This window comes from Bartonella sp. TT29SHDZB (assembly GCF_042193395.1).
Classification (GTDB): Bacteria; Pseudomonadota; Alphaproteobacteria; order Rhizobiales; family Rhizobiaceae; genus Bartonella.
Genome location: NZ_JBHILQ010000010.1, coordinates 21,724 through 47,714, shown reverse-complemented (window position 1 = coordinate 47,714; position 25,991 = coordinate 21,724). Strand labels below are relative to the sequence as shown.

The following is a 25,991-nucleotide window of genomic DNA, read 5'->3' as shown; positions in this document are numbered from 1 at the left end:
TTTCTGGTGGTTGTTGAAGTGTATAGTGTTGTTGGTTGCGTTGTTCTTTGGGTGGTTTATTAACCTTTGCGTAGAGGTCTTCTACATTAGGAGCTCCTAGGTTTTGTTGGTCAAGTGGCTTTTGGGGAGCAAAGACCGTTTCTGGTGGTTGTTGAAGTGTATAGTGTTGTTGGTTGCGTTGTTCTTTGGGTGGTTTATTAACCTTTGCGTAGAGGGGGTCTTGGCTCTGGGGTTGTGGGTTCTGGGGGGCTGGTTGTGGGTGACTTTTTTTCATGACTGTTTCCTTTCAATATTTTTAGAAAACCTCTTTGGCGCATTCCCCATTTTTTGATAACAACTTTAGGATAAGGTAAGATATCAAATTAAATGATCTCCAAAGATTTCGCGCTATTCATGTTTATATGTAATGGACATTTATGTCTTTTATACAGTTTTTTTATGAAATTTTATCAATAAGTTATAGTAAATTACAGGATTCATTTTTAGGATTATCTTTTGTAATATTTTAAAACAATTAGTGGGCGCGCTGGAGATAAAATGATTGGCGCTAAGAGTTAGTTGGAAGGCAAAAGTTCACGCGTTTTTAGCCGGTAAGAGCAAGCGATGAAGAGCGACTAACTTTCAAGCTGCGGACTTGACATTGTGCTTCTTGGGTGTTCTTTACAGCATTCGTAATTTCTTTTGCTTTGCTTTCCGATGTCCCAAGGAGGCACGCCAGTCTGGTATGATCTTTTTCTTGTATGGCTTTACGCTCTTCTGAGGATAGACGATTGTTTAGTTGGCGCGAAAAGTGATGGAGCTCTTGTCGTAATGTTGGAGAATGCAATAAAGCTTCCTTTTGTTGTTCTCTTGGTAAGGCAAAAAGGTTTTGTAAATTTTTTCCAGGTGTTTCGACAGCGTGACTCAGGCGATTTTGTTCTCTTTGGTGGTGTTCTAAAATTTCTTCTTTTATTTGTTGTGTTATTGTGGCATAATTTTTAAGGGCTTGGCTGAGTTGTGGAGCAGTTTGTTCCGCCAGTCTGCGATTTGGGCTTTTCATGTCAAGTATTTTTCTCCCTGCAAGTTTAGAAATTGATTGAGGGTTTTGTAAAATTTCATCAGCAAATTGATTTCCTAAGCTTGGATCAGCCGTTAAGATATCCATTTTTGTATTTAAGGCGTGGATTTTACCATAAACAGTCTTTGATAAATTTTTGATTTCTTTTCGGCATGCTTCAACATAAGCGTCATTTGAAATCTTTGTGAATAACTCTTCACGGGTGAGAGGTTCTAAAGTTTCTTTTGGGATCAATATTTCTTTTACATTTTGAACGTTGGTTTTTTGAAAGCAGAGGCGAGTACCGTTTTGTAATGTTTTGACGTGTTCTGGGGAAAGATCATCTTTATGGCCAACGACAAAAGCCCCTTCTACTTCCATGACAAAACCTTCTGCTGAAAAACCTCTAAAGACGCCTTCATAGGATACATCTTCCTTTGCGGCAACAACAATACGATCGTTAATTTCATCCAGTCCAGCGTTTCTCATTTGGGAGATGAATTCATTTAAAACAAGGGATTTTTGCGGATGGGTTATATCTTCAAAAAGATCTTTCATCGGTTGGGGGTTTCTATATTGCATGGCTTCAATACAAGCTGTTGTCATGCGTCCCTTTGTGATGAAAGAAAAGTCAATGGTATGTCCTGCGGCTTGTCCAAGTTTTTCCATAAACATTCGATTGACGCGCCCATTCCCTTTTCTAAAAGGATGTGCGTGCTCGAGCGCCATAAAAACTTCAGCGGCACTTTCAGCAAATTCTTGGCGCGATAAACATTTTAAATTGTTCTTTTCATTAAGTTTTTTTTCGAGTTGTGTGAGTTCTTTTTTAATCTGTGGACCGATAGCAAAAGGAACTTCATAACCTTTGGGACGCATCGCTGGCATATGGGCAGTGGTGCCATCTTCAAATGTAAAGGATGTATCGCGGGTGTGGCCCGCCCATTCAAAACTTTTGTAGAAGAGGCTCCAGTGGATTAGTTTTAGATAGGAAGCATCAAATTTTTGTGGGGGTGGTTCATGGCGAAAATTTACGGCTTCTCTGGCTGTATCATGAGCACAGCGTTGATACAGTTTTTTAGGGTCTTTGATGCCATATTTATTTTTGAGTGTTTTGGTTCCTTTATATAGATAATTTTGTTCTAACATGTAATCTCTCCTAAGTAGGTAGGGTGGTGGTTGATGAGCGTCTTAAACGCTGCCATGTGAAAAATTCCCCTTCGCGTATTCTTTTGAGATTTTGGGTGTTATGAGAGGGAGCACTTTTCCCTCAAGTGTATGGGGTGTATCAATTATTTTGTGATGCTTTTGAAAAGCTTTTCTGATGTTTCCTTTATTTATTTTCTTGTGCTGTAAAATGCCGGTATTTAGGGCGCTGATATGAATCCTATAAGCAGTCAGAAAATGGATTTTCTACAAATTGACTTCGGGAAAAATCTTCGTCCTTTAAGGTGTAAGAAAAAGGTCAAAAAGAAAAATGTTGCTTAAAATTGTTGTTTTTTTCCTTTAACAAAGTTGTTTGCAAGAGCGCTTTGATGAGGGGCGTGGATATCGCGGGTGTGATCGCTCTTGGTTAGCGGATGGTGCTGGTACTTTTCATACACAGTACTCAGATCGGTGAATCTATGGGCAAAAGCAGTCATCAAAAATTTTTCTCCGTTACGTTTTTCTTATTGCTCCATACGAACATCTTTTTTGTGTACTTTTGCAACAAAATGTTTTTTACTTTGTATTGTTGCTCTTATTACATCGCGCTGCTTTAAGCTTCATAAGAGAGAAAACTCTTTCTTTGGTTGGAAAAAAAGCTTTTTTCAGTGCTTTATCATTAAAATAGAACACTTTATGATATCGTAAAGGGGGAAAGCTTGTATAAGAATGATTTATTCATTTTGATGTATATCTTAATTTTTTTTGGGAAAAAAGCGATGTTCTTGAGTGTAGGTATTTTGAGAGTTGTTGTCTCAAAGATCAACCGTTTTTTTCTTAAGTCTTGATATTGGTGATTAGCGTTGTGAAATGTTTTTGGTTGTTTGTAGGGGATAAATTATAAACAAAAAGCTTTGTAGGAATGTATTTGTAGAACGTTCTCAAGTGGAAATGTTGGTTTAGTTATAGGTGATTTGAGGAGGGGGCAGTTTTCTTGTAAAGACAATGGGTACTGATAAAACGATACACAAAATACAAAAAGGAAAAAACACGGATTTTTTATCATGTTTTCCTTATGTGTGTGAGGAAGCGGTCAAAAACTTTTCGTTAACGGATTTTTTAAAAATAGAAATGTATGTTGTTTTTGTGGTTGGTCTTTTCATAGTCAAGATCTCATAATAGGAAATTAGGTTTTCTTTTGTGGGGCAAAGCGGTTTTTTGCAGCGGCAGCTAACATTTCTTTTCTTCTGAAATAGATGGCGCGTCCACAACGTAAAGGGGGTTGTCCTTGCATAAGAATAATTTGTTCATCTTGACGCATTTCTTGAATAATCTCGTGGGGTAAAATGAGAGCTCTTTGTTGGTAGTTGACGTTGTAAGAACTCTTTCCTAAAGATAAACCTCTTGATTTATTCGTTCCGGTTACTTCAACGGTCATTTGACCACAGCGTTCTGAAATGTCTTTGGCAGTTTGGAGATCTTTAATGGCAGCATAGCTGACAAAGGAACAACTTTCAAACCATGAACGTGCTCCTGCTTCTCCAAAGTGGTTGACCAACTGACCTGAGGATTGATAGAAGAGCATCAAGGATGTGCCGTATTTACGTCCACGGTCGCGGGCTTCTTCTAAAATATTCATATAGCCTAAAAGATCAACTTCATCTAAGACAAATAAAACACGCTTTTTATAGTTACCGTCTGCTGTAATCATGGCATTGAGAAAGGCACCAATAATCACACGTCCAATAGCTGGATAACTGTTTAAAATGCTTGCGGGGAGATTGAGAAAAACATCTGTATTGCCATTGGTAATATCTGAAGAAAGAAAATCATCTCCGCAGACAAGATCTGCGTAATTGGATAAAGAAAGCCATTGGGTGTCTTTTGAGGCGGTGGTATAAACCCCTGAAAAGGTTTGCTCTGCCATTTCTGTAAAAATACCAACCATTTCACGAATAAAAGGAGAAAGTGTTGTTTCTTGAATCATGCGTAATTGATTAACAACAGCTGTTTCTGATTGAGAGAGAATACCACGCAATGTTTTTAAATTGCGCTCGCTGTCTTCATATTCATCAGAAAATACAACATGGGCAAGAAGAGCTGTTAATAGATTATGGGCTTGTGTCGAGAAATATTCCGCTGAAGAATTGTCTGATTTTTTATCTGTAAGAAGCAACTTGGAAAAGCTTACAATATTCGCTTCACGTTGTGTGCGTGGTACGCTGTCGTCTAAAAGCCAATCGATGACATTAAAATTTTTTGTTAACAATGAATTGGGATCGAGAACAATGACATTTCTATTCCCCATCTTTTGACGCGCAAATTTGACCATTGGGGCAACTTCTGTTGAAGGATCAAGACAAATAATAGACCCTGGATAAGTTAAACACGTAGGAACTACTGTACTGGTTGTTTTATAGCCACCAGAACCAGCAAAAAAGATCATATGAGTTGAACCAAAATCAAGATTAAAGGTTAGCAAAGGAGCTGTTCCACCCTTTCCCCATGTTGTTTTATTGCCAGGTGCAAAGGGAATTTTGCATACATTATCTTGATCAACACGGTATCTTTCACCCACAACAATTTGCCCATTGGCAGGAAAGATTTTTGCTGCATCTCTTAAATTCATCCAAGCGGCCTCACCAAAAATACCTTTTTTTGCACGCTTGATCTTACTTTTAGGGGGAAGGGTTGTTACGAATTGAATGATGGAAAAAAAAACACCAATGATGATGCCAAAGACAACCATGGGGTCCATGAATTGAAGAGCATAGCTCCACGTTATTCCTTGTTGGCCAACATAGGGACTTAAACGTTTTATTTCACCACCAATATAATAAAGAGCGGTTGTTCCAAAAAAGACAACCGAGACAAAAGTGATCATTTTACGCAGGTGCAGTTTTTGCGAGAGACTATACAACAATAAAACAACAGCCATTAGTGCTAAGACTAATAAAGGCTCAGAACGAAGAGTCCAATAAATTTGATCGCTCTTTAGTCCATTTGTTATAAACAATAAAAAATGAGGGACAAGGAATATCGTTAAAGCACCTAAAGCGATCGGTATTAAAATAAGTACCATTTGTGTTTTGGTATATTTCATTGTATTTTACTTTCAATTCTGTCAAAATATGTTACGAAATGCTCTTTTTCAGGTGTGTGATATGAACTCTCATCTCTTTTTCAAAGGTGCAGATAACACCAAATAGTTTCCGTTTATGAGCCCTTCTCATCAAGGAGGAAGGTTTTATCCATTCTTAGCAGGCCATAGCGAATGCTTTGGAACGGTGCGTTATGCATACTTGTGCTTGCTGGTGTACTTCTTTGGTTTGCTTAATAATTTGTGTAATTTGTTTGGCTTTATTTTCTGATACACCAATGCTTTGAGCCAATGTTTCATAATCATTATTTTGAACTGCTTGATGTTCATTTGGTGAGAGACGGGTGTTGATCTTTTTTACAAAGTTGCTGAGCTCTTTTTGACATAAAGGATTTTTTGCTAAAGCTTCTTGTTGTAATTCTTTTGGCAAGGCGAAGAGGTCTTGCAAGCTTTGATTTGGCATTTCTACCGTTTGTGCACGACGATTTTGTTCTGTTGCATGTTCTTGCGTAATTTCCTTTTCAGCATATTTTACAGCATACGTGAAATTTGCAACGGCAGTACAAAGCATCTCAAGATGATTTTTAGCGTTTGCACGTGCCTGATTTTGTAGTCCACATAAACTGAAACCTGCAAGACGAGAAATAGAGTGCGGTGCCCTTTCAATCTTGTTGGCGAGCTGTTGGCCTAAGCTTGGATTTTTGATGATTTCTACCATCTGTTTGTCTAATGTTTTTGTACTACCATAAACAATTTTTGACAGTTTCTGGACCTGTTTTAGGCTTACGTGGACACAAGAATCTTCTGCAACCATTTGGGCCGTTTCATTTTTTGTCAAAGGGGCTAATCTCTCTTCTGGAATGAGAATGCTTTCAAGCTCTTTTGTTTTGGGAACGGTAAAGGTAAATTTATCACCGGGTTTTAATGTTTTGAGTTGTTCTGGTGTGAGATGTTCTTTATTGCCGATAATGTAAGCTCCTTTTACATTGCAGGCAAAGCTGTTAAGACCAGCACCTCTATAGGTGCCCGTGTAGGTTTCACCTTCCTTTGTGACCATAACAGGGCGATCATTCACATTGCGCCCAAGTTCTTTCATGCTGCTCATGAATTCCTTTAAAAGAAGTATTTTATTGGGATTGGAGATATCCTCAAACAGGTGTTGCATTGGTTCTAGATTGTCATTTTGTATTGCTGCAACACTAGCAACCAACATGCGTTCTTTTGTAACCAGTGAAAAATCAAGCTGATGCCCTGCGGCTTTGGCAAGATTTTCAAAAAAGATCCGTTGTGTACGTCCGTTGCCTTCTCTAAAGGGGTGAGTATAGTTGAGAGAGGCAAATATTTTGGCTGCTTCATGAGCAAATTCTTTGCATGATAAATCCTGCAAATTATTTTTTTCGGCAAGCGTTTGATCTAATTTTTGTAAACCTTCTTGTAATTCGCTACCGACTGCAAAACTTGTTATTTTTTTCATTACTGGCGCGACGGCAATGGTACCATCTTCAAATGTAAAGGGAACATTGCGGGTTTGTCCAGCCCATTCAAAGGTATTTTCAAATAGACGTTGATGAATAAGGCATAGATAGGAGCTATCAAACTTTTCTGGTAAGGGGGCTTCACGCAGATTAATCATCGCTTTTGCTGAATCGTGCGCACATCTTGCCGTAAAAGCGTCAAGGTTTGTTATTCCATATTTATTTTTTAATGTTTTGCTTTTAGGATACATATAATGTTCAGGGGAAGGCACTGTGGATGTCACATCTGTTTTTTTAAATTTTGCTTTTGGCATTGTAGCTTCCTTATAATTTTACGTTGTCCATAAGAGTGTTAAATTCCTCGAGTGAAATATTTCCCTTTGCGTATTCTTCTAAAATTTTGAGTGTTGTAGGATGAAGCGCTATTCCCTCTATCGCATGGGTGCTGATGGCTGCTTCAACGGCTTCACGGCGTTTTTTTAATTCTTCCTCTGTCATCGATAAAAGATTTTCTCTATTTTCTGTTTCGTTGATTTTCATGCATTTTTCCTTTTATGTGCAAGCGTTGCTTTAAAAGAGCTTTGGGTAGCCGGTGTGATTTTCTTTTACTCACCTCCAAAGATGTTTCGTTGTTTGAAGGGATCGTAATAAATTTCTGTGACCTTAAATTTTCCTTCAATCCGTTTGCATTGGATGATGATATCAATCATTGAAATCAATAGTCCTCGAATATCATCACGCTCTAAATCACCACCGCCTTCACTTTCTTTGACCAAAAGGGTCATCTGCTCAAAGGCTGCAAGTGCTGTTGATGCGTGAACCGTCGTAATGGAACCTGGATGGCCTGAATTGACATTGCGGATATAATAAAAGGCTGTACCATCTCGAAGTTCTTGCAAAAGAATACGATCAGGACGCATCCGTAAAGATGATTCAAGCAACTCTTTGGGGCCAACGGAGGCTAAGCCTTGTCCATCTTTTGAATAGAACATTGAGACATGGTTAGGGTGTGGTATCACCAATTCTTGCGTGTCTTCAATGGTGATAATACGCTCTTCTTGAGGAATTTTGGCAATTAATGCTTTTGATAATGTGGTTTTCCCCGAACCTGTTTTTCCCGCAATTAAAATATTTTTCTGGCATGCTACAGCTTGATTTAAAAAGGAGACAAAGTCTTTATTACAGTAGGCAAGAGCTAAGTTATGCTCGATGATTTTGAGCTCGTTAAAACGAGAATGATAGTCATGCAAGGGCGTGAAAGATACCCGTTCACAGAGCGAGAAGAGACCCTTATTTGCGAGCTCTTCGAGAGAAAAACTCCGCGATGATGGTTTGCGAATTGTCATACTAATCGTGTCTTTTTCGACAGCGGGCGGAATGACAATTTGAATGCGCTCATTGCCTGGTAGCGTTGCAGACAATATTGGGTTTTTGTCTGATATGTTTTGCTTGGAATAGGATGCGACAACTTTCGCAATCCCCATAAGCTCATTAAAAGAGAGAGCCGGTGCTTCTATTGTTTTCCATCCATCAAATCCTTCAGTCATGACTTGATAGGGACGATTGATAACAATTTCAAAAAGACGATCATCTTTCAAAAAAGCATTGATGGGTTCAAGTTTTGTGAGAACAATCGCAACGGTTTCATCGCACATGGTATGTAAGTTTGAGTTCATTCTAAAGTTACCGCCGAATTTTTGTAAAAGTTTCTTGAAACAGCTCGATTGATAATCTGTTTTTTGTTTTCGATGACTTTCAATTTATAAACGCTGGAAAAATCTAAATCGCGGGCAACAAAGATATTCACCATTTCCCCTTGATTTTTGGATAATGTGGGAGAAATATTGGCGTAATTTTCTACGAGAATATTTGCAATGTCTTGTCCTGAAGAGATTGTTTCAGTTTCTTCTTTTTCTTGTTTTTTTGCTAAACGTTTATTGGCATAGTGTGTTGCATCTTTTATCAGAGAGACAAGAAGCGCAGATCCAATCCTCTCGAGCCAATGGTTATCAATATCTCCATCCATACCAGAACGTCCTAAAGCATCCGTTGCAGGTGAAGCTAACGATATAATGATACCATTGGGGGTTTTTGCTCTATTCCATAGCACAAAGAGACGTGTTTGGCCTTTTTTCAATCCGGAGCGATATTCACCAACAATTTGGGTGCCTTTATCAAGAAGCACAACACGACCATTGTCTGATAAGATATCTCTGGAGACGATACAACTGGCAAAACCTTGTTGATCACTGTTGATGGCTGTTTCTAAAATACAAGGGATAGAAGTGCCCATCGCGATGATGTAGTTTCGATTTCCAAGGGTTGAAGCACGAATACCTTCAAGCACTGTAGGTTTGAGAAGATGATTAAAACGTTGTATTGTTTCATCAGGCTTGCTTTCAAGTTGGTGAGGCAAAACACCGTTATTTGTTTGTGAATCTATTTTGCCTTGTTGGGTATTTGCATAAGCTAATACAGGAGCACGTTGTGCTGCTTCCAGCAGTGAGTTATCAGAATTTAATTGATTGATGTTTGGTGTTGGTAGCTCGACTTTTGGTAATAGAGCGTTATTTCGTTGAGGCTGTTCAAGGGAGGGAGGGGTAGGCTTTGCAGGGCGAAAAAGCTCTGTTTGTTTTATAACTTTTCCTTCTTTTGAAGATTCAATGGGTTGTTTTTTGTCTGTAACAAGTGTTGAATAGGCTAAATAAAGACAAACACTGAAAAGAATAATAAGAGCAATAGCTTTCCCCACATTGTTCTGTTGACTTTTCCCTTGAGCATTTTTTATTGTATCACGATCATTAATGCTTTTTTCATCCACGGTGTTATTCATGGCTGCTTCCTAGGTTCACTTTACGTTGTACAGATGGTGATGTCGTACCTGTTTCAGGGTTAATTCCTTCTGGTACGAACCTTTTATTAAAGATGCACAATACTTCATTCCCACGTCGTAGCGTGAATTGTGCTGCTGTTGCATGAACAATAACCTTGTTGCCTTTAATCGATTTGGGAATAAGCGCTTCTTGCCCATCAGGCGATACAATGTAAATGGCAGGGATTTCAATGTTGCCTAAAAAGGTAAAGGTTGTTGTTTTCCCATTATCATAAACAGAAGCGGGTTCAATAAGAGATGAGCCTTGAGCTTCATAAGCCCAATTGCGTGGTCCAAAATCTTCATGGATATTTAAAATATCATTGACAAAGTTTTCTTCACGTTGTTTTTCTTTTTCTGCTTCGGCTAATTTCTTACGCAAGGCTTCATCTTCTGGATAACGAAACTTTACCAAGAAATACGTCTCATTGCCGGCTGAAACATCGCCTTCACGCACTTGTAGTTCGAACTGATAAGAGCGTTGTGTTCCATCTTGGCGACTTGTAACAATTTGTAAATTGGTTACAGGTTGAACTTCCCGCGGTTTGAGAAAAACAAAGTGTCCAGCCGGTGCAACTTGCCAAGCAACCGAATTTCCAATGCCTACATAGGTTACTTCTTCATCAACGGCAAATTCTAGTTGGACCGAAGAGCGAATGGAGCCAATGATTTGTACGACGTTGTAGGGGTCATAATTGACAAATCTGATGCGGTTATCTTTACGTGCACTGACAGGCGCTGTTTCTGCAAGTGAGAGAACTGTATGAAAACTGAAAGTGATCGTAAAAATTAAAGAGATTGTTTGTAAAAGTCTGATCATTTTGTTACCTCTGGATCAGATCTATATTCCGATACTTGAAAACCAAGAGGGTTGATAAGACGATCAGACGTTGAAATGTGTGCGTTCACATAGGAAAAATTTAAGATTGAAATCCAATGGGAAATATTTTCCTTTTCATTCAAATCTCTGACCGTTTTATAGTAACGAACTTGGATAAGATCTTTGCTGATAAAAGAGATTGATTTGATTGTGACCGTAGCAATCGTGTTATGATAAATATTTTGCGGACTTTCTGGATTATTGCCCGCGTACCATTTTGCAAAACGGTTTTGTTCTTTTGGAGAAGATAAAAGAGAGACTAAGCGAAAATTGTTTTCTGCTTCTGATGTTTGAAAACCTTCACGAGCACGAACATATTGGCTGGCAAAATAACGCGTTATCGCTTCATCATAGTCGTTAGGGGATTCTTTTAGGGCGCTTACAGTATCAATAATGCCTGTTGAGTTATCAACGCGGATAACAAAAGGCTCTACCGTTTTCAAAGGCGTCAAAGCTGCGACAGCTAAAGCCAGCGCAATCGTCATCAATCCCAAAAGCACTGTTAAAGCCATGGAAATTTTCATCCGCACGCGCATGCTATGCATGCGATCAATGTCAAATGAGCGCGCTTCTTTTATATATTCTTCAAGGGCATCACTTTTCACGAATAACCTCCACAGTTTTATCAGATCGTGCTTCATGAATAACCGGATTTAATGAAGCTGAATTGGCTGTTACCTTTTCACTTTCCAAAGTATTGAGAATGATGGGAGTGGTAATAGGCTTTACACTCTTTTCTGGCTGAACAATGTTTTTATTGTCCCAATTCCACTTATCTTTATTTAAAGCACGTGTATGTTTGCCATTACAGCGTGGTGGTTTTTTAGGGCCACTCAAAGAGGCACAACCAGTAAGAGCGATTGTTAGGACCATAACAAAAGTTATTTTTCGTTTCATTTTTTGAACTCACAAATATCTTGGAATACAATGCATGAGAGCTTTTATTCTGAACATTTTTACAAGTTTATGTGATGCAAGACTTTGATTGGTTTTGTTGTAAAACCCAAGATGTTAAATCTTTTATGGAACAGCATCATGGCGTATGCGCCAAAGGGCGCACACAAGGCAAAAACAAAAATACTTATTCTTTTAAAGAAGTGCTTTATCTTAAAATCGACCACGACCGCCTCCGGATCTTCCTGCTTTTGCTGCCGCGCTTGCCGCATTTTTAACAGCGTTACCGGCAATACCTGAGAATTGGAAAGCAGCACTTTTTACTGCATTACCACTTGTTCTTGCACCATTGGAAAGCATTGTGAAAATCTGTCCTCCTGAAGAGACACCAGCGTTAAAGTATGGTCCGCCAGAGGCCAGCGCTGTTGCAATACCAGGAAGTGCACGGAAGATAATAACTCCTATGATCGAAATGACGATGACAGGGGGAAAAAGAACATAAATTGATTCATATGAAACTTTGAGAACCTGCAGGATAACTTGGCATATAATGGTTCCAAGCATGATTACGAGAACTTGTAAAATGGTAAAATTGATCAAAGTTGTAATCCATGCCTCGGTGTATTTTCGCGTTGCATTGAACAAATACAAACTAATGAAGAGAGGCCCAAGACCTATAATCATGACCAGTGCAACTTGTGCAAACATTTGCACAATAAAACCACCTATACAAAAAAGAATAACGGCAAGAAGCATAATAGAACCAAGAAGACCCACAACGATCTTTTCAAAAAACCAAGCATTGTATAAGACTTCTTGATAGCGCGAACTTGCCTTTAACAAAATATAATCAAAAACATTGGAGCTTGCAGGATTGCTGTTAAGCGCATTCCCAATAGCATTGGATAAATCATTGAAGAAAATATCCTTAACATAAGTATTAAATGTATCCGCATTCGTTGCCATTGTTGTAACAACAACAATTTTAACAACATTATTGAGAAGACTATGCATGGAAAGCGCAACGCGACCTGTCATAACATTATAACCATAAAGAAAGATAAAAATGATTGCGGCGAGATTTAAGGGCGCTGAAATAGCAGAAGACAGCCCACTCACCGTCGTGTCCATCACATTATCAAGGGGTTTTAAAATATACCCAGAAACGCTTTCAAAGGGAGAAAAACTAAAGTCTGACATCTGTACGCGTACTTTCAAGTTTTTCTTTTAATTGTTTTTCTTTTTCTTTTAATTGTGCCTCAAGATATTTATGCTTTTGTTGCTCTTTTTCTTCACGTAATTCGTCTTTTGTTTTCGTATCTTTTGCTTGAATCATATCAAGAGACTGAAGTTTTAAAGAATTCACTTGAAGACCTGCTTGAAGAAGAGAAAGCTGTACTTGAATCTCTTGTCGAAGGGCTTGCAATTCTTCAGGTTTAGTGTCTTTTTTTGATTGAATATTTTCAAATTTTTGACTTATGTCTTTAATTTTTTTTGCAGTTTCAGTTGCATTTTTATAAATGCTTTCAGCTGTTTCTGATTTTGCAGCATCTAATTTTTGTGTGTTTTCGAGTGCTTGTTTATAATATTCATCTACATCGGGTGCTGTTTGCGCTATTGCATGAGAAATAAAAGAAAAAGATAACAGTGTAACTAAGCCATATTTTTTCATTGATTTTTTCTCCTTTGATAAAATATGGGCAGCCATTTTTCAGGGTCAGCTCCATATTCGTTGATAATTTCATTCATGAGTTCAATGTTTTTTGTGGTGCCACTTAAAACGGCGATCTCATCATTCATTCCACGTAAGTTAAGTTCTGCAACGACGGAATTTTGCCCTTGTTTGATGAGAAAACGACGGGATTCTCTGCTTAACTCTGACTGTATTAGTTCAAATTCACGCTCAGTAAGTTTGAAAGCTTCGACATAATCATTGTAATTTGCTTTTTGATTTGGAAAAAATATTTGGGTGGGGCATTGCTCAATAATTGTGTGTGCGATTGTTGAGTTCAAAGCATCTTTAGGGCTTTGTGTTGCAAAGAGCATCATGCCATTTTGTTTACGGATTGTTTTTAACCGATCTTGCGCAAAAGCTTTGAATGAATCATCTTCTAAAGCTTTCCAGAATTCATCAACGACGATAATGATACGCCGCCCATCAATCAAATCAAGAATGCGGTGAAAGAGATACATCATTAAGGGGCGCCGAATTTCTTCATTATCTAAGAAATCGGTCATGTCATAGCCAATGAACTGCGCATTTAAATTGAGATCATCTTGCTCATTATCAAAAACCCATCCTAAATCATTGCCTCTAATCCAGCGTTGCAGCCGTATGGCAATCCCTTCTTTGGATGTGTTGTCAAAAAACAGTTGAAGGGCACCAAGAGAGCGCTGGGTTGGGGGTAAGTTTTCCAAGGAATCAATAGCTTTGGCGATATCTTGTCGCTCTTCTTCTGTTACGATTTGCCCTTCAGCGCTTACCAGCTTTAAGATCCAATTACGAAGAAAGATTTTATTTTTTTCGGTGTATTCCATGCCCTTTAAGGGAGCAATCCCCGTGGGCTGCCCATTTTTTAAAGGTTTGTATTTTCCTCCTCCAGCCCGTACAAAAATCTCTGCTCCTTGATCTTTATCAAAAAAAACCATAGTTGGATTGTGTTTTTGTAATTGTGCAAGAAGAAAATTAACAATCACTGTTTTACCAGATCCTGATGGACCACAAACAAATGTGTTGCCAAGATCGCCATAATGAAAATTAAAATAGTAAGGTGAACCAGCCTGTGTTTTTAGCAATGCGACAGCAGCTCCCCAAACATTATCGTTCAGTTTGCCAACAGGGAAAGAATGGAAGGGCGATAAAGCGGCAAAATTTCTGCTGGTAATGGCGCCTGAACGCGCACGATAGCTAAAGTTTCCAGGAAGCTGTGCCCACCATGCTGCCTCTAATCCTAAGTCTTCTCTGGCAATCACCGCTCCCCCATTGGTTAAATGGGACCGAGCTTTTGATAAGTTTTCAGTCAATATTTTGGGATGATCAGCAAAAACAGCTAAAGAAATGTGGTGTTCTCCCAAAACAAAACGGTTTGATTCTAAATCATCTAACGCTTCATCTAGTGCATCGATTTGTGAGCTCGCACGGTCAGCCGCATTGATCATTTGATTTTGTTTGCGGCTCATAATCGCACTGGCGGCTGCCTTACTTTTAAAGACAAAGGATTGTGTTAAAATAAATTCAAATGGCACCGTAAGCAGACCATCAGTCATACCTGGGCGTGTTTTAGAAGGATACTCTTTCCATCCAAACATGCCCACAAAGCGTTCATTGCTTTCATGGCGAATTTCGATAATTTCTTTCCCAAAAATAACACGATCCGAGTAAATTGTTGAAGCTATAGTTCCAAATGTGAGAGGAATACGCTCACGTCTTCCTCCCACTAGCTGGTGGAGAAATTCACTTTGTTCGGAAAATAAAAGTCCTTCATGTTCATAGATGGATAGCAGACGGACTTCATACTCTTCCAAACCTTGCATAAGATCTTGACTTAACTCTTCGAGTTTACGAATAGCTTCCTCATCGGGTTCAGTTTGTGTTTTCTTCGCTTTGCTCAAGCGCTGAAAAAATGAAACCAGCTTTTCTGTTTTATCCGCGGCCGGATTCCAAAGCAGTGAAATAAATAGATCATTTCTATACAGTTCTTGTGAAACCATTTTCTTTTTATATTTTTCATCTAATGTTGTTGCAAAAGATGAAAGAAAATGACCTTCTGGGTATATCGTTTCACGGCGGCGGATGATGTGAGAATATAAAGCAAGCCGCTCGTCTGCGATATTTTTTAAAAGGGTGTTTAATTGGTTGTGTAAAGAATTTAATTGATCAATATCCGCAGTGTCGAAATTTATACCCTCAACAGCCATCACAACCATTAAACAGCGTGAATTTAAAGCAACGACATGTTGGTTGATGTAGCGTATATAGGGAATATATTCTTCAGGCAAAGTTTCCCGTTTCATTATGGACATCTGTTTCACCCGTTTCGTTCCTTCAGCTTAGTTCCTTATAAGTGCGGATAAGGCGTAAAGGGGAGGTCGAACCTCCTCCCCATCGATTGAGGTTTTTTTGTTTTCCTCGGGTATTGAGCCATGCAAATAATACGCGAAATTGGTTGTGATCGTACTTTGTCACTTCTCGCAAAATAAAGTGCATCCCAATCCCAAGACCAAACATGGTAAAATCACTGGTCAAAATGAAAAGAATAGATGTCGCCATGACATTGAGCGCCATCGCTTCCATTGTAACACCAGCAAACATGGCCGGGCGCGTACAGGCAAGGAAAAGAGTATCTTCGTTCATTTATGCTGTGCCCGCTAATTTAGTGACGAGAGCAGGAGCACCAAAAACAATAGCAATACCAAGAACACAGTAAGCTGCTTTGCGTAAATCAATAAAGCCGTACATCCAGCCAATCCCCACAGCAGCAACACATATAATTGCAATGAGCCTTGCCGTTGGTCCCGTCATCATTGTGACAATGTTGCCTAAAACACCATCAAGATTTCCCAGACCACCTCCACTAGCAGTAGGAGTAGAAGCAGCATAAGAAGGATCTGATACAAGCACTGCTGTAAAAAGCAGCATGGTCACGATAAAAATGATGTTTTGGAATCTATTATCTGTCATTTTACCTCTCTTTAACAAATAATATTTGTTCATATGTCGACATTCCATTGCCTCTAAGAAACTGGAGAGTGTTGTCATTTGATAACAGTTTAATTCTCCTCGTTTGTTTGTCTTAAAAGCCTTGATAGTGGATCTGTTCACTCTCAAGCTCTTCTTCGTAAAGAGACAGAAGTCTTTTCAAATTGGGATTGTGTTACATGAAAATGGCAATTTTAAGTTGTATATCTTGGTAAAGACAACAATATTGAAACAATGCAAGAAAGAATATTATTCTTTACAAAGTGTAGTTAATATGCAACACAGATATTTGAATTTTTTCTTTAAAAACAAGGGGATTGCTGATAAATAATGTGAAAGGATAGAAAAACAATGAATTTTTTGAGCGAGCGTGTTAAGAAATGCTGTTTAAATTAATTGTTATTATTTACATTATGGGTTCCATAGTGTGGGGATTAAGCCAATATAAAGATAAAATAGATTTCAGCATTCTTAAAACATTTGAGACGCAAGATATCCAAGATATTGTCGATCTTTACCGAGAAGAAAAAAAGTTGGGTAGATCTATCACCAAACAGCAATTAGAAAAAAATGAACCAGCTTTCGATTTGCAGAAGAGTGTTCCATTAAACGATGTTGCACATAATGCTGTTGTTTTTCATGGTAAGGCTTCTGTTACAAGTGGGGTTACATTTAAATTACTGACACCTGCTGCACAATCTTGGCGCTCACATATCTCCCGTGATATTCATCTTTATGGTGTGGATACATGTGCACCCCGTCAAAAAGCAAGATTAAATGATCAAGAATGGCCCTGTGGTGCGGTTACAACGGCTTGGCTTGTCACCAAAACACTTGGGCAGGATTTATCCTGTAAACAGGCTTTGATGCACAATGGTGTTTATTATGCGCAATGTTTTGTTCAAGGGGTTGATTTAGCTGAGGAAGGTCTTAAAGAAGGTATGTTGGTCCTCTCAAAAGAGGGGAAAAATCCTATTCCAGCCCAGTATCATCATGCGGAAGAAAAAGCACGTGGCAACAAGATTGGTCTTTGGTCAAGTGATTTTACTGAACCTTTAAAATGGCGGCGAGATAATGGGTCCTACAACCCCTTTGCTAGTCCATGATTGGTTTTAACGAACATATTTACTTAAATTTTTATAGAGAAAACTTTATCAATAAAATTGTACCAAATTGTAAAGCAAATTTGAATAAACGGTGAGATTATTTTCGTTTTTGAAGTAAACGGATGATACATTTATGTTGAAGAGAGATTTGCTCTTAAAATAGCTTCTCTTATTGATGTGCTTTAAAAAGAGGCGGGAATGTCATTGTTGGTGGCAAAAGAGTTTTTGAGTATTTGTGTTTGAAGGAGAAAGTGAGACGATAAAAAACGCTCAAGAAACGGATTTCTAAAGCGGTGTTGATAAAAGTAAAAAATAAACAGACCTCCAAATGGTGTAACGTTTGATATAACGGATAAAATCTTTCACAATGTCTTAAAAGAATTCATAGAAAAAGTTTTTTCATCAGAATTTTGTTTTTAGGATTGGATCCCGTTTTTTACTTCTTTAAAAGTGATCAATCTGGTGCGTTCCTTGAAAAGCTTTCATAATTATCTGCTTTTAAGTTCAGACTTCCAAATGATGAATGTATTTCAAATAGACTCTACACGAAGAAATCTTCGTAAAAATGATTTGCATTGCTGATTGTTTTCTATATATCACAAAACGTTTCTATTTAGGCCTTCGATGGGGAACAATAATCAACATACAAATAGGTAGAAAGAGCTTATACTTTTTTGTAATGGCTTTGTGGTGCAATGATCGTGACACTTAAGTATTAGCATGCTCATAGACTTTCTATAGGGCTAGGGGCGATGCCTATTGCAATGTCACTATTTGAAATCAGTTGGACAAAAGCATTCGTCGCCTTCTGATTTCATCATTTGTATACAGTTTGGGCTTTTTCCTTCTCATTGTATTTTATGACAAACTCATACGATGGTTATTGTGAGCTCTTCTTTACGTTATTTTACTCAGAGTGTTCACTTTGAAAGCAAGCAAGTGATGGTAAGGCTGTATTCTTATACGATATGAAAATTCAACACCCATTTGGAGGATGATGTTAACAGATAAGGTATTAAAGAGGGGTAAAATGAAAAAAATATTTTATGATGCATGGCTCTATTATGCGTCGTGGGGTGTAAAAAAACTATAGCGTAGAAGATTTTAAAAAAGATGCAAAATTAAGAGAAGAGTAGGGAAAGAAGTACTTTCTTTCAGAACTAGCTGTTAAGGAATCTAAAAACTGTCAATGGCTTAAAAGCAGATACTGAAATGTTTTTTTCGCCAAAGCTTGATTCTACAGACCGTGGTCATGCATTTTAATAAATACATATTCTCAACAATAAAGTACGTTTCAAATTATGACTTCTTTCATTTTTATAGAAGCAATTGCTATCATTTTTTATTCTAGATGATCAACTAAAATTGTATTTCAATGATATTGTTTGTTTCATCTTTGTTAGATTGAGGATTATGATCATGAGAGAACTGGATAGCGTTGTCTCATAGAAACATTTCTCAAGGCTCCAAGCCTATTTCATGGCGGTGTTCGTAAATGGGATAAAAGCTATATTCCTATCTTTACTGAAAAAAAGATGCTCGAATGGCACATACTCTCTGCCAGTTCAAAATATTACGACAGTTTTTGTCTTTGAAAGGGAGCATAAGAGTTTTTTATTCCTTGATTTTCAAGTGTTTTTATTTGTACGCTCCCCACTTATAATGTGCAAGCGAATAGTTTTGATGGATTCAATATAAACAGATTTGAAATGAGAAAATATATTGGGCTTTTTCATGATGCATAAATAATAAATTATTATTATAAATCAAATTATTATATACTTAAGGAAGCGTTTTTTAAGGCGTTTTTTGTTCGTTGTTAAGAATTTGAGTACTTTAGATAAAAAACTCTATCAATGCCGTTGTTGTTAGAATTAAAATTTTTATGAGAAAAATGAGCATTTGGGAATGATAAGCTTTTGATATAAAGCGTTTTAGAATTTTGCATGACTTAACGATAAATTTATTTTATGATTTTTTATGATCTCTATAGACGATAAAAAGTTGGAATATGGTTTGAGAAAGCAGATGACAGAACTATTATCTTCCGATAAGTAATTTTGAAGTAAAAGACAGCTTGATAAATGACAAATAGAGATAGGTGCACCATGAATGAAGTTACCCATATTGAGACTATTATAGCGCATTATGATGCTGTTTTTTGTGATGTGTGGGGTGTTGTGCATAACGGTGTACATGCATTTGAACCAGCGTTGAAGGCGTTGTATAAAATCCGACAAATGGGAAAAACTGTCATTTTATTAACCAATTCCCCTCGGCTACGGGAAGATGTTGCTGCTCAATTACAAAGCATGAATGTTCATAGCGACTATTATGATGCCATTATCACTTCTGGGGATGTAACGCGCGATCTCATTCAGACTGCTCCGCGTAAAGTTTTTTTCATTGGTCCACAGCATGATTTAAGGCTGTTTGAAGGGTTAGAGTGTGAATTTGTTGAAGAATGGGAGGCTTCTGTTGTCGTCTGTAGCGGTTTTCTTGAAGATTTTGATGAAGAACCCTCTGCTTATGAGGAGATGTTTCGTCGCATGCGGTCGCGGAATTTACCTTTTATTTGTGCGAACCCAGATGTGATTGTCCATTATGGAAATAAGGAATTTTGGTGCGCTGGTGCATTGGCGCGTCTTTATCAACAATTAGGGGGGGAGGTACGCATTGCTGGAAAACCTCACGCACCTATTTATGAATGTGCTTTTGAAAAACTTCAAAGAATACGGGGAACAGTAGAAAAAAGTCGAGTTTTAGCTATTGGTGATGGTCTTTTAACGGATATTAAGGGGGCGGCTCATTTTGGTCTTGATGCCCTTTATATTATGGGGGGGATTCATCATTATGATTATACGCAAAATGGTGTGGTTGATAAGCAAGCTTTGCATTCTTTTCTTGAACATCATGGTTATAAACCACAAGCAATCATGTGGGCACTTCAGTAATGACTAATTTTTTGCGTCTTCAGGGGATTCATATGTTTCCCTCGGCTTGGCGGGGAGCAGTGTTGGCACTTGGAAATTTTGATGGTGTTCATTGCGGGCATCAGGTGGTGTTGCAAAAAGCGCTTGATTTCGCGCGGATAAAAAAGAAACCAGCCGTTGTTTTAACCTTTGAACCACATCCAAGAAGTTTTTTTCAACATTCAGCTCCTGTCTATCGTTTGACAGAAGCAGCTGAAAAAGCTGAAATTTTTAAAACCCTTGGCTTTGACGGCGTGATTGAACAGCCCTTTGATGCACAGTTTGCTGCTCTTTCAGCGGACGAATTTATCGAATCTATTTTAAAACAGGCCTTTGATGTTTCAGTTGTGGTGACAGGGGAAAATTTTCAATTTGGACATCAGAAAAGTGGAAATTCACAGCTTCTTTGCCAAAGAGGAGAACAATATGGGTTTGAGGTTGTGCTCGTTCCTTGCGTTTCTCGTTTTCAAGATTCACAATCTTTGATCATTTCTTCTAGTTTTGTTCGGCAGCTTCTCTCACAAGGAAAAGTGGAAAAAGCAGCCCATTTGTTAGGGTATCACTATCGGGTACGCTCCAATATTATTCAAGGTGAAAAACTTGGACGTCTTTTGGGATTTCCTACCGCTAATCAAATATTGCCTCCACAAGTTCGTTTGGCTCATGGTGTTTATGCGGTACGTTTGCGTCGTGCGAACGGTGTTTTGTATGATGGTGTTGCAAGCTTTGGTTGTCGTCCAACGGTTGTTAAGGATGGTGCGCCCCTTTTGGAAACCTATCTGTTTGATTTCAACGATGACCTTTATGGGGAAAGCTGTACCGTTTCTTTTTTCCAGTTTTTGCGAGGACAAGAAAAATTTGATGGGCTTGAGCCTTTGATTGCACAAATGCATCGTGATGAAAAAAAAGCAAAAGAAATTTTAAAGACAGTACAACCATTATCAAAGTTGGATAAGCTGCTTACTTTTAAAAATATGTCCTAAACTTATCTGAAAAAGAGAGAAGAGCTGTAAAAATAGCACTTAAAGTGATTATAATCACAAAGATATATTCCAAAACATCGTGGAATATATGTTTTTTCCGTTGTTGAGAGGGAGAATCGAATATCTGAAGATCTGATTTTAGCATCATTTTTTTCAAAGTTCATTTGAGGGATTTTATTATCATCCCAAAGTTTACGGCATGTTTCTTTCTGATCCGTTAAAACTCGTCATAAAAGATGCAGTAAAGAATAAGCAACCAGCCTATTTAGCAATAATAGACGTGAAGAAGGAGAAAGGCTGTTTTTAAAATTTCTTGCGATTTTAAGCTTATAGTTTGATAAAATGTAATTGATGACTTTTTTTATTTTAAAAGGTTATTGTTTCTTTTTTCTCATTTGGCTTATTATGTCATTTATGCCGTATCATCGTTTATGATGAGAGTTGGTTCGTGTAACCTTACGCATGTGATATTTTGTATTATGTAATGAATATTTTTACAAAAGTTTTGTTTGTCGAGTCTTGTGAAGAAGATTAGTGGTCAGCAGCAGTTTTCGTGCTAACCAATCACGTAAACGAGAATGAAGCTGCTGGAAAATGCTTTAAGTTTCGTTTCTCTTGTATATTGTGATGGGGAATGCATATTAAGGAGACTGCGATTGATTGTAGATAAAAGAAATCATTGCGAGAAAGCAGGTGTATTGTTTCAAAATTTCTAATGCTTTTGATGGATAAAGGCACAATTTTGTTGTCGTAACACGTCAATCTTTCAGATTCTCAAGTTAAGAACTATTCATATATTTCCTTTGTCCTTGACAAATATAACGCCTATAATGCAAAGGGAAGGCAGTCTTATAAGGATATGAAAACGCAAAGCCAATAATGTTGTGTGTTTTTTTGATAGAAGTATTGGATAAAAGTTGGAACATTTTTCCAATCTATGTTCGGTCTATTCGTGACTTTATCGTATTATTTTTCTCATAAAACTTTTTCTTTAGCGATCTCCAACGCAGCAATATGGCAGAAATATGTTTGAGACAAAGATTAAGGCGCTTTAATGCTCTCTCTGCTGTTACAGCTTTTGTATACTAGATGAGGAGAACCCCCTATTGCATTATCCATTTGTGTAATCTCTGAAACCGGTTTACAGCCTTATTGGAAAAAAATATGAAGTTATAAAGGGGAAAATCAGTCCAGATGACTGCCTTTTTTAAATTTGGCTTTGCTACTTTCAAAAGGTCCAGAGCAATATCTCTTAAATCATGAAAATAACAGCTGCAGGCTTTTGTTGCTCTTTGAATAGGATATTACGCCCTACAGGTAAAATAAAATACTGGAATATCCTTGTTTTACTAATTTATGCGCTTCTTTTGAAGAAATATCTCTCAACGCTTCCCATATTCATTTTCATGATGACATTCATAAATGGTATCGTGCAAGCTTCGTTGAGCGCTATCATCTTTATGCCTAATAAAAGAGCAATCCGACACCATCAGTTATATTGACAAGCCTTTAGTGTTGTACAGTCTTGGCTATTTGAGAGCGTTTATGAGAGTTTGTTCTTAACTCGTTTTATTTCACACGAATACTTCCTGCTTGTGACATGCAAGAAACACGCTTTTGATTGATTCACTATAAATAGACTTGAGAGAATCTTACGGTATTAGGATTTATCATTCAACGTGAAAAATAATTAATTGTTATAAATCAATATGTTGTAGTTAACCATAGATTATGGCTTACGGCTTTTTTTATAAAATACTCTGCATGCCTTTTATTCGGAATATAGGGTTTCCTTAGTGGTTTTACTGTCGTTTTAGGTGTCTGTAGCGTACGAATAAGCTCGTACTGGTAAAGGGAGAGAAAAAGAAGGTGGAGCAGTGATAAAAAGTGAGGTGAAAATAATTTTCTTTGATCATCATATGAATTTTCATGCATTTTTATGGCTTCGGGTGTGCATGCTTGTTGTATATTGAGGAGCAAAGCTTGCTTGTAGAGTTTTATGAAGTGGCAAGCCAAGGGAAAGGCGCAAGACAAAGATTATTGACTGATTATTTTTTTACAAATCGATGTGTATTTAAGAATTTTCGTCTTTTAAGGCGAGGAGGAAGTGTGCGAACTCTCTGTTTAAAGACGCGCTAAACGATAAAGATGCAGCGAGCGTGATCCGTGATGACAATAGGCAAGAAGAGGCAGAGAGGCAGTTTTTAAAATTGTTTGCATGGCTTCAACAGCTGACTTTTCTATAGTTGGAGGAGAAATGGGAATGTGATAGGCTTTTATGCCATATTCATTTGCGACCGTTTTAATGCTAGAAAAGTCAGGTTGATGGAGCTCTTCATGATCGGGGCGGTTACAGATAATTGTTTTAAAACCAGCTTGTGCCAATGTTTTGATATTTTCTATGCTAAGTTGGGCGCTGATAAAAATATCAGGTTCAATTTGTTGTAAATTCATTTTTGTTTATTCCCAATTGCACGATCTTCACGATACCCTCTGGTCTGGTATATAGAAAGAACATAATGAAGGTAAGTTTTTCAATGGCATCTTAACAAAAATATTCTTTTTGTCGAGAAGATCTATTGGTGAAAAATGAGTTGTAAGATGCAAAATATCTCATTCTGCAACATATTTGTTATTCGATCTTATGAAAGGTAACAGCTTGTTTTCCTGCGGATAATTCGTTGTATTGCTTGTTTACGCGCTTGCTAGAGGGATCCTTACTTTTCTTAAGCCCATTTTACCCTGTCGAGCATCAAAGAGTATAGAATTCATCATGTACTCCTATTTTTAGTTCAAGAAAAGGTACAAGCCGACACTATCATACACTTTGCTAGTCCCCAATATTGTAATCGTTCTTGGTACTGGAGATTTTGCATAAGAAGCATTTTTAGACCTTTCTTTTCAGTGTTTTTTGCTCATATGCTCGTTCTGCTTGTGATGAGCAAGCAAGTGATTCATAGAAGAGGAGGGAATGAGAGAATCTTACTGATTTCGGCTCTCTCATTCAACGTGCAAAACAATGAATTCTCCTTATAGTTTGTTGTATATTCTGGGTAGAGACTGTTTGTAAAGGCGTATCAAGTGTACCACATGAAGGGGGACAAGCCCAAGTGGAAGGCGCGATAAGAAGCAGGATCATTTACAGAGCATTGTTTACTGATCGACATGGATTTAAAAATCTTTGTTTTAGGGTGGGGAAGAAGAGCATATCTCGTGTTTAAATTTTTCTTATTCTCAAGAATATTATTTTTATAATATTTTGCTCAATGCTAAAAGTTAAAAAAATATTATAAAGATAAAATTGGGTGGTGTCGTTTTTATCCTAAAAATGGGAGAAGTAGTTGTCTTTCATGTGTTGAATGCTTGCTTCTTTTGTTATTTTCAGTATAATCGTAAAAACGATAATACTGAAAGGCGTAATGGATGATCATTGGACTTTTGAATCAAAAGGGAGGTGTCGGAAAAACGACGTTGAGTGTTAATCTTGCGGCCAGTTTTGCCCGTACCGGTGCACGGGTATTGCTTATTGATGTTGATCCACAGGGAAGCGCATTGGATTGGGCTGCTGCGCGTGAAGATGCACCTTTGTTTTCAGTTATTGGTTTACCGCGTGCAACGGTTCACAAAGAGATTACACAGATTGGTCATGGTTATGATCATATTATTATCGATGGCCCTCCGCGTGTGACGGATCTTGCTCGTAGTGCTCTTATGGCTTCGGATTTGGTGCTTATCCCTGTTTTGCCTAGTCCCTATGATATTTGGGCAGCGGATGGAATTGTAAAGCTGATTGATGAAGCACGCGTTTATAAAGAGAATCTCAAATCTGCTTTTGTTATTAATCGTAAAATCGTCAATACAGCGATAGGGCGCGATGTGAACGAAGCTCTTGGCATATACCCTGTGCATGTTCTTTCTTCTAGTGTTGCGCAGCGCGTGATTTTTGCAGAAGCTGCCGCACAGGGGAAGGCCGTTTATGAAGTTGATAAGCAAGGACCCGCAGCGGCAGAGATTGAAGCGGTTGCAGCGGAAATCAAGGAGTTAGCACGATGAGTAAAAAAATTAAAATTGGCACAAAACCAACCAATAAATCAATTCCTTTAACAGCGGATGCATGGATAGGAAGCCACAAAGGGAGCATGAGTGGAGGTATGAAGCGCCTCACAATTGATATACCAGAAAATTTGCATCGGTTAATTAAGGTAAGTTGTGCAAGTCGTGGAACTAAAATAGCTGATGAGGTACGCGAATTGCTTTCACAAAAATACGGAAAAGTGTAAAAAATGATACGATAATTTCGTTGCTTTGAATGCTTTTTCTAAAGATGATATTGGTTGTTTTTATACGAAGTTAATAATGATAAAAGCGCCCTTCCTTTTTCACGATGGTTGCTTCATTTAAGTTGTTTGTCACAAGGTTCTATATCATCTCATGAAAGAGTTATAAGCTTATGAAAAATTTTCCGCTTCAAACTTTTCTCTATAAATTTGATAATCATCATACTATTTGTGATCTTATATCTCTAGATGAATAGATAAGTTTATTCTTCCATAAAAACTATCTTGATAATGATTTTAAACATCAGGTTTTGTTTATTGTACTTAATACATGCGTCAATAATGTAATTAAGAGTAGCGTTGATTATTTTTTTCTGCTACACAGCAATCCGTTTTATTAAATTATATTCATGTTTATAAAGGGGGGATAAAAATAAGTAAAATTTACTGATATTGGCACGCTATAAGTTATTCCTAATAAACAAAAGAAGTCATTGAGCATATTATAAAAGTATTTCTTATATTTATAGGCTTTTTTAGCATTTCTATTGGCA

20 protein-coding genes and 1 pseudogene are annotated in these 25,991 nt (G+C 37.7%); 5 read left to right on the top strand and 16 right to left on the bottom strand.

The features are described 5' to 3' along the window. The 15 genes and pseudogenes from ACFIJJ_RS06185 to ACFIJJ_RS06115 form a co-directional block, all read right to left on the bottom strand. Positions 1–274, bottom strand: a pseudogene (locus ACFIJJ_RS06185) (BepD protein); the annotation flags it as partial. Positions 275–583: 309 nt separating this feature from the next. After that, the gene (locus ACFIJJ_RS06180) at positions 584–2,182 is read right to left on the bottom strand and encodes a BID domain-containing T4SS effector (protein WP_375646343.1); all 1,599 of its coding nucleotides are present in this window, start codon (positions 2,180–2,182) and stop codon (positions 584–586) included. A 1,183-nt stretch (positions 2,183–3,365) separates the two neighbouring features. Beyond that, positions 3,366–5,282 carry a Ti-type conjugative transfer system protein TraG gene (gene traG, locus ACFIJJ_RS06175; protein WP_375623721.1) on the bottom strand — a complete coding sequence of 639 codons (1,917 nt, stop codon included), beginning with the start codon at positions 5,280–5,282 and terminating at the stop codon, positions 3,366–3,368. Between the two features lie 154 nt (positions 5,283–5,436). Beyond that, the gene (locus tag ACFIJJ_RS06170; RefSeq protein ID WP_375623723.1) at positions 5,437–7,068 is read right to left on the bottom strand and encodes a BID domain-containing T4SS effector; all 1,632 of its coding nucleotides are present in this window, start codon (positions 7,066–7,068) and stop codon (positions 5,437–5,439) included. 10 nt (positions 7,069–7,078) lie between these two features. Further along, on the bottom strand, positions 7,079–7,294 hold the full coding sequence (locus ACFIJJ_RS06165) for an antitoxin VbhA family protein (protein WP_375646341.1): 216 nt from the start codon (positions 7,292–7,294) through the stop codon (positions 7,079–7,081). A 65-nt stretch (positions 7,295–7,359) separates the two neighbouring features. After that, entirely contained in the window at positions 7,360–8,430 is a 1,071-nt protein-coding gene (gene virB11, locus ACFIJJ_RS06160; RefSeq protein ID WP_375623727.1) for a P-type DNA transfer ATPase VirB11, read from the bottom strand. Beyond that, on the bottom strand, positions 8,427–9,587 hold the full coding sequence (gene virB10, locus ACFIJJ_RS06155; RefSeq protein WP_375623729.1) for a type IV secretion system protein VirB10: 1,161 nt from the start codon (positions 9,585–9,587) through the stop codon (positions 8,427–8,429). Before virB10 ends, virB11 begins: the two co-directional genes overlap by 4 nt. Continuing rightward, positions 9,580–10,446 (bottom strand): P-type conjugative transfer protein VirB9, encoded by an 867-nt coding sequence (gene virB9 / locus ACFIJJ_RS06150; protein WP_375646340.1) that lies wholly within the window; start codon positions 10,444–10,446, stop codon positions 9,580–9,582. Before virB9 ends, virB10 begins: the two co-directional genes overlap by 8 nt. Further along, positions 10,443–11,147 carry a virB8 family protein gene (locus ACFIJJ_RS06145; RefSeq protein ID WP_375623733.1) on the bottom strand — a complete coding sequence of 235 codons (705 nt, stop codon included), beginning with the start codon at positions 11,145–11,147 and terminating at the stop codon, positions 10,443–10,445. The genes virB9 and ACFIJJ_RS06145 overlap by 4 nt, the downstream gene beginning before the upstream one ends. Continuing rightward, on the bottom strand, positions 11,101–11,403 hold the full coding sequence (locus ACFIJJ_RS06140) for a type IV secretion system protein VirB7 (protein WP_375623735.1): 303 nt from the start codon (positions 11,401–11,403) through the stop codon (positions 11,101–11,103). The genes ACFIJJ_RS06145 and ACFIJJ_RS06140 overlap by 47 nt, the downstream gene beginning before the upstream one ends. A 210-nt stretch (positions 11,404–11,613) precedes the next feature. Continuing rightward, positions 11,614–12,600, bottom strand: a complete 987-nt coding sequence (locus ACFIJJ_RS06135; protein ID WP_375623756.1) for a type IV secretion system protein — start codon at positions 12,598–12,600, stop codon at positions 11,614–11,616. After that, positions 12,587–13,072: a type IV secretion system protein VirB5 gene (locus ACFIJJ_RS06130; RefSeq protein WP_375646339.1), complete on the bottom strand. Its 486-nt coding sequence runs from the start codon at positions 13,070–13,072 to the stop codon at positions 12,587–12,589. The genes ACFIJJ_RS06135 and ACFIJJ_RS06130 overlap by 14 nt, the downstream gene beginning before the upstream one ends. Then, entirely contained in the window at positions 13,069–15,423 is a 2,355-nt protein-coding gene (locus ACFIJJ_RS06125; protein ID WP_375623739.1) for a VirB4 family type IV secretion/conjugal transfer ATPase, read from the bottom strand. The genes ACFIJJ_RS06130 and ACFIJJ_RS06125 overlap by 4 nt, the downstream gene beginning before the upstream one ends. A 22-nt stretch (positions 15,424–15,445) precedes the next feature. Continuing rightward, positions 15,446–15,754, bottom strand: coding sequence for a type IV secretion system protein VirB3 (locus tag ACFIJJ_RS06120; RefSeq protein WP_212112790.1), 309 nt, complete (start codon positions 15,752–15,754; stop codon positions 15,446–15,448). After that, positions 15,755–16,081 carry a TrbC/VirB2 family protein gene (locus tag ACFIJJ_RS06115; protein WP_375646338.1) on the bottom strand — a complete coding sequence of 109 codons (327 nt, stop codon included), beginning with the start codon at positions 16,079–16,081 and terminating at the stop codon, positions 15,755–15,757. It abuts the gene before it with no gap. Between the two features lie 398 nt (positions 16,082–16,479). On the opposite strand from ACFIJJ_RS06115, the gene ACFIJJ_RS06110 reads away from it, so the two are divergent. The 3 genes from ACFIJJ_RS06110 to ACFIJJ_RS06100 all read left to right on the top strand — a co-directional run bounded on the left by ACFIJJ_RS06110 (position 16,480) and on the right by ACFIJJ_RS06100 (position 21,160). Then, entirely contained in the window at positions 16,480–17,205 is a 726-nt protein-coding gene (locus tag ACFIJJ_RS06110) for a hypothetical protein (RefSeq protein ID WP_375623743.1), read from the top strand. Positions 17,206–19,313: 2,108 nt separating this feature from the next. Continuing rightward, positions 19,314–20,159: a TIGR01459 family HAD-type hydrolase gene (locus tag ACFIJJ_RS06105; protein ID WP_375623745.1), complete on the top strand. Its 846-nt coding sequence runs from the start codon at positions 19,314–19,316 to the stop codon at positions 20,157–20,159. Then, positions 20,159–21,160, top strand: a complete 1,002-nt coding sequence (locus ACFIJJ_RS06100; protein ID WP_375623747.1) for a bifunctional riboflavin kinase/FAD synthetase — start codon at positions 20,159–20,161, stop codon at positions 21,158–21,160. Before ACFIJJ_RS06105 ends, ACFIJJ_RS06100 begins: the two co-directional genes overlap by 1 nt. 2,124 nt (positions 21,161–23,284) lie before the next feature. On the opposite strand, the gene ACFIJJ_RS06095 is transcribed toward ACFIJJ_RS06100, so the two are convergent. Continuing rightward, positions 23,285–23,614: a TIGR01244 family sulfur transferase gene (locus tag ACFIJJ_RS06095; protein WP_375610590.1), complete on the bottom strand. Its 330-nt coding sequence runs from the start codon at positions 23,612–23,614 to the stop codon at positions 23,285–23,287. A 969-nt stretch (positions 23,615–24,583) separates the two neighbouring features. On the opposite strand from ACFIJJ_RS06095, the gene parA reads away from it, so the two are divergent. Together parA and ACFIJJ_RS06085 are read left to right on the top strand one after the other, a co-directional pair. Continuing rightward, the gene (gene parA, locus ACFIJJ_RS06090; RefSeq protein ID WP_273790968.1) at positions 24,584–25,213 is read left to right on the top strand and encodes a ParA family partition ATPase; all 630 of its coding nucleotides are present in this window, start codon (positions 24,584–24,586) and stop codon (positions 25,211–25,213) included. Continuing rightward, positions 25,210–25,440 carry a plasmid partition protein ParG gene (locus tag ACFIJJ_RS06085; protein WP_375623750.1) on the top strand — a complete coding sequence of 77 codons (231 nt, stop codon included), beginning with the start codon at positions 25,210–25,212 and terminating at the stop codon, positions 25,438–25,440. The genes parA and ACFIJJ_RS06085 overlap by 4 nt, the downstream gene beginning before the upstream one ends. The last annotated feature ends 551 nt before the right edge of the window (positions 25,441–25,991 follow it).

What these genes read in the sequence shown, in the direction of transcription:
- ACFIJJ_RS06105 (WP_375623745.1), top strand. Translation starts at nt 19,314, where the DNA reads ATGAATGAAGTTACCCATATTGAGACTATTATAGCGCATTATGATGCT.
- ACFIJJ_RS06085 (WP_375623750.1), top strand. Translation starts at nt 25,210, where the DNA reads ATGAGTAAAAAAATTAAAATTGGCACAAAACCAACCAATAAATCAATT.
- ACFIJJ_RS06125 (WP_375623739.1), bottom strand. Translation starts at nt 15,423, where the DNA reads ATGTCCATAATGAAACGGGAAACTTTGCCTGAAGAATATATTCCCTAT.
- ACFIJJ_RS06095 (WP_375610590.1), bottom strand. Translation starts at nt 23,614, where the DNA reads ATGAATTTACAACAAATTGAACCTGATATTTTTATCAGCGCCCAACTT.
- ACFIJJ_RS06140 (WP_375623735.1), bottom strand. Translation starts at nt 11,403, where the DNA reads ATGAAACGAAAAATAACTTTTGTTATGGTCCTAACAATCGCTCTTACT.
- ACFIJJ_RS06145 (WP_375623733.1), bottom strand. Translation starts at nt 11,147, where the DNA reads ATGAAGCACGATCTGATAAAACTGTGGAGGTTATTCGTGAAAAGTGAT.
- virB10 (WP_375623729.1), bottom strand. Translation starts at nt 9,587, where the DNA reads ATGAATAACACCGTGGATGAAAAAAGCATTAATGATCGTGATACAATA.
- virB11 (WP_375623727.1), bottom strand. Translation starts at nt 8,430, where the DNA reads ATGAACTCAAACTTACATACCATGTGCGATGAAACCGTTGCGATTGTT.
- ACFIJJ_RS06135 (WP_375623756.1), bottom strand. Translation starts at nt 12,600, where the DNA reads ATGTCAGACTTTAGTTTTTCTCCCTTTGAAAGCGTTTCTGGGTATATT.
- ACFIJJ_RS06180 (WP_375646343.1), bottom strand. Translation starts at nt 2,182, where the DNA reads ATGTTAGAACAAAATTATCTATATAAAGGAACCAAAACACTCAAAAAT.
- virB9 (WP_375646340.1), bottom strand. Translation starts at nt 10,446, where the DNA reads ATGATCAGACTTTTACAAACAATCTCTTTAATTTTTACGATCACTTTC.
- ACFIJJ_RS06130 (WP_375646339.1), bottom strand. Translation starts at nt 13,072, where the DNA reads ATGAAAAAATATGGCTTAGTTACACTGTTATCTTTTTCTTTTATTTCT.
- ACFIJJ_RS06165 (WP_375646341.1), bottom strand. Translation starts at nt 7,294, where the DNA reads ATGAAAATCAACGAAACAGAAAATAGAGAAAATCTTTTATCGATGACA.
- ACFIJJ_RS06100 (WP_375623747.1), top strand. Translation starts at nt 20,159, where the DNA reads ATGACTAATTTTTTGCGTCTTCAGGGGATTCATATGTTTCCCTCGGCT.
- ACFIJJ_RS06110 (WP_375623743.1), top strand. Translation starts at nt 16,480, where the DNA reads ATGCTGTTTAAATTAATTGTTATTATTTACATTATGGGTTCCATAGTG.
- ACFIJJ_RS06170 (WP_375623723.1), bottom strand. Translation starts at nt 7,068, where the DNA reads ATGCCAAAAGCAAAATTTAAAAAAACAGATGTGACATCCACAGTGCCT.
- parA (WP_273790968.1), top strand. Translation starts at nt 24,584, where the DNA reads ATGATCATTGGACTTTTGAATCAAAAGGGAGGTGTCGGAAAAACGACG.
- ACFIJJ_RS06115 (WP_375646338.1), bottom strand. Translation starts at nt 16,081, where the DNA reads ATGACAGATAATAGATTCCAAAACATCATTTTTATCGTGACCATGCTG.
- traG (WP_375623721.1), bottom strand. Translation starts at nt 5,282, where the DNA reads ATGAAATATACCAAAACACAAATGGTACTTATTTTAATACCGATCGCT.
- ACFIJJ_RS06120 (WP_212112790.1), bottom strand. Translation starts at nt 15,754, where the DNA reads ATGAACGAAGATACTCTTTTCCTTGCCTGTACGCGCCCGGCCATGTTT.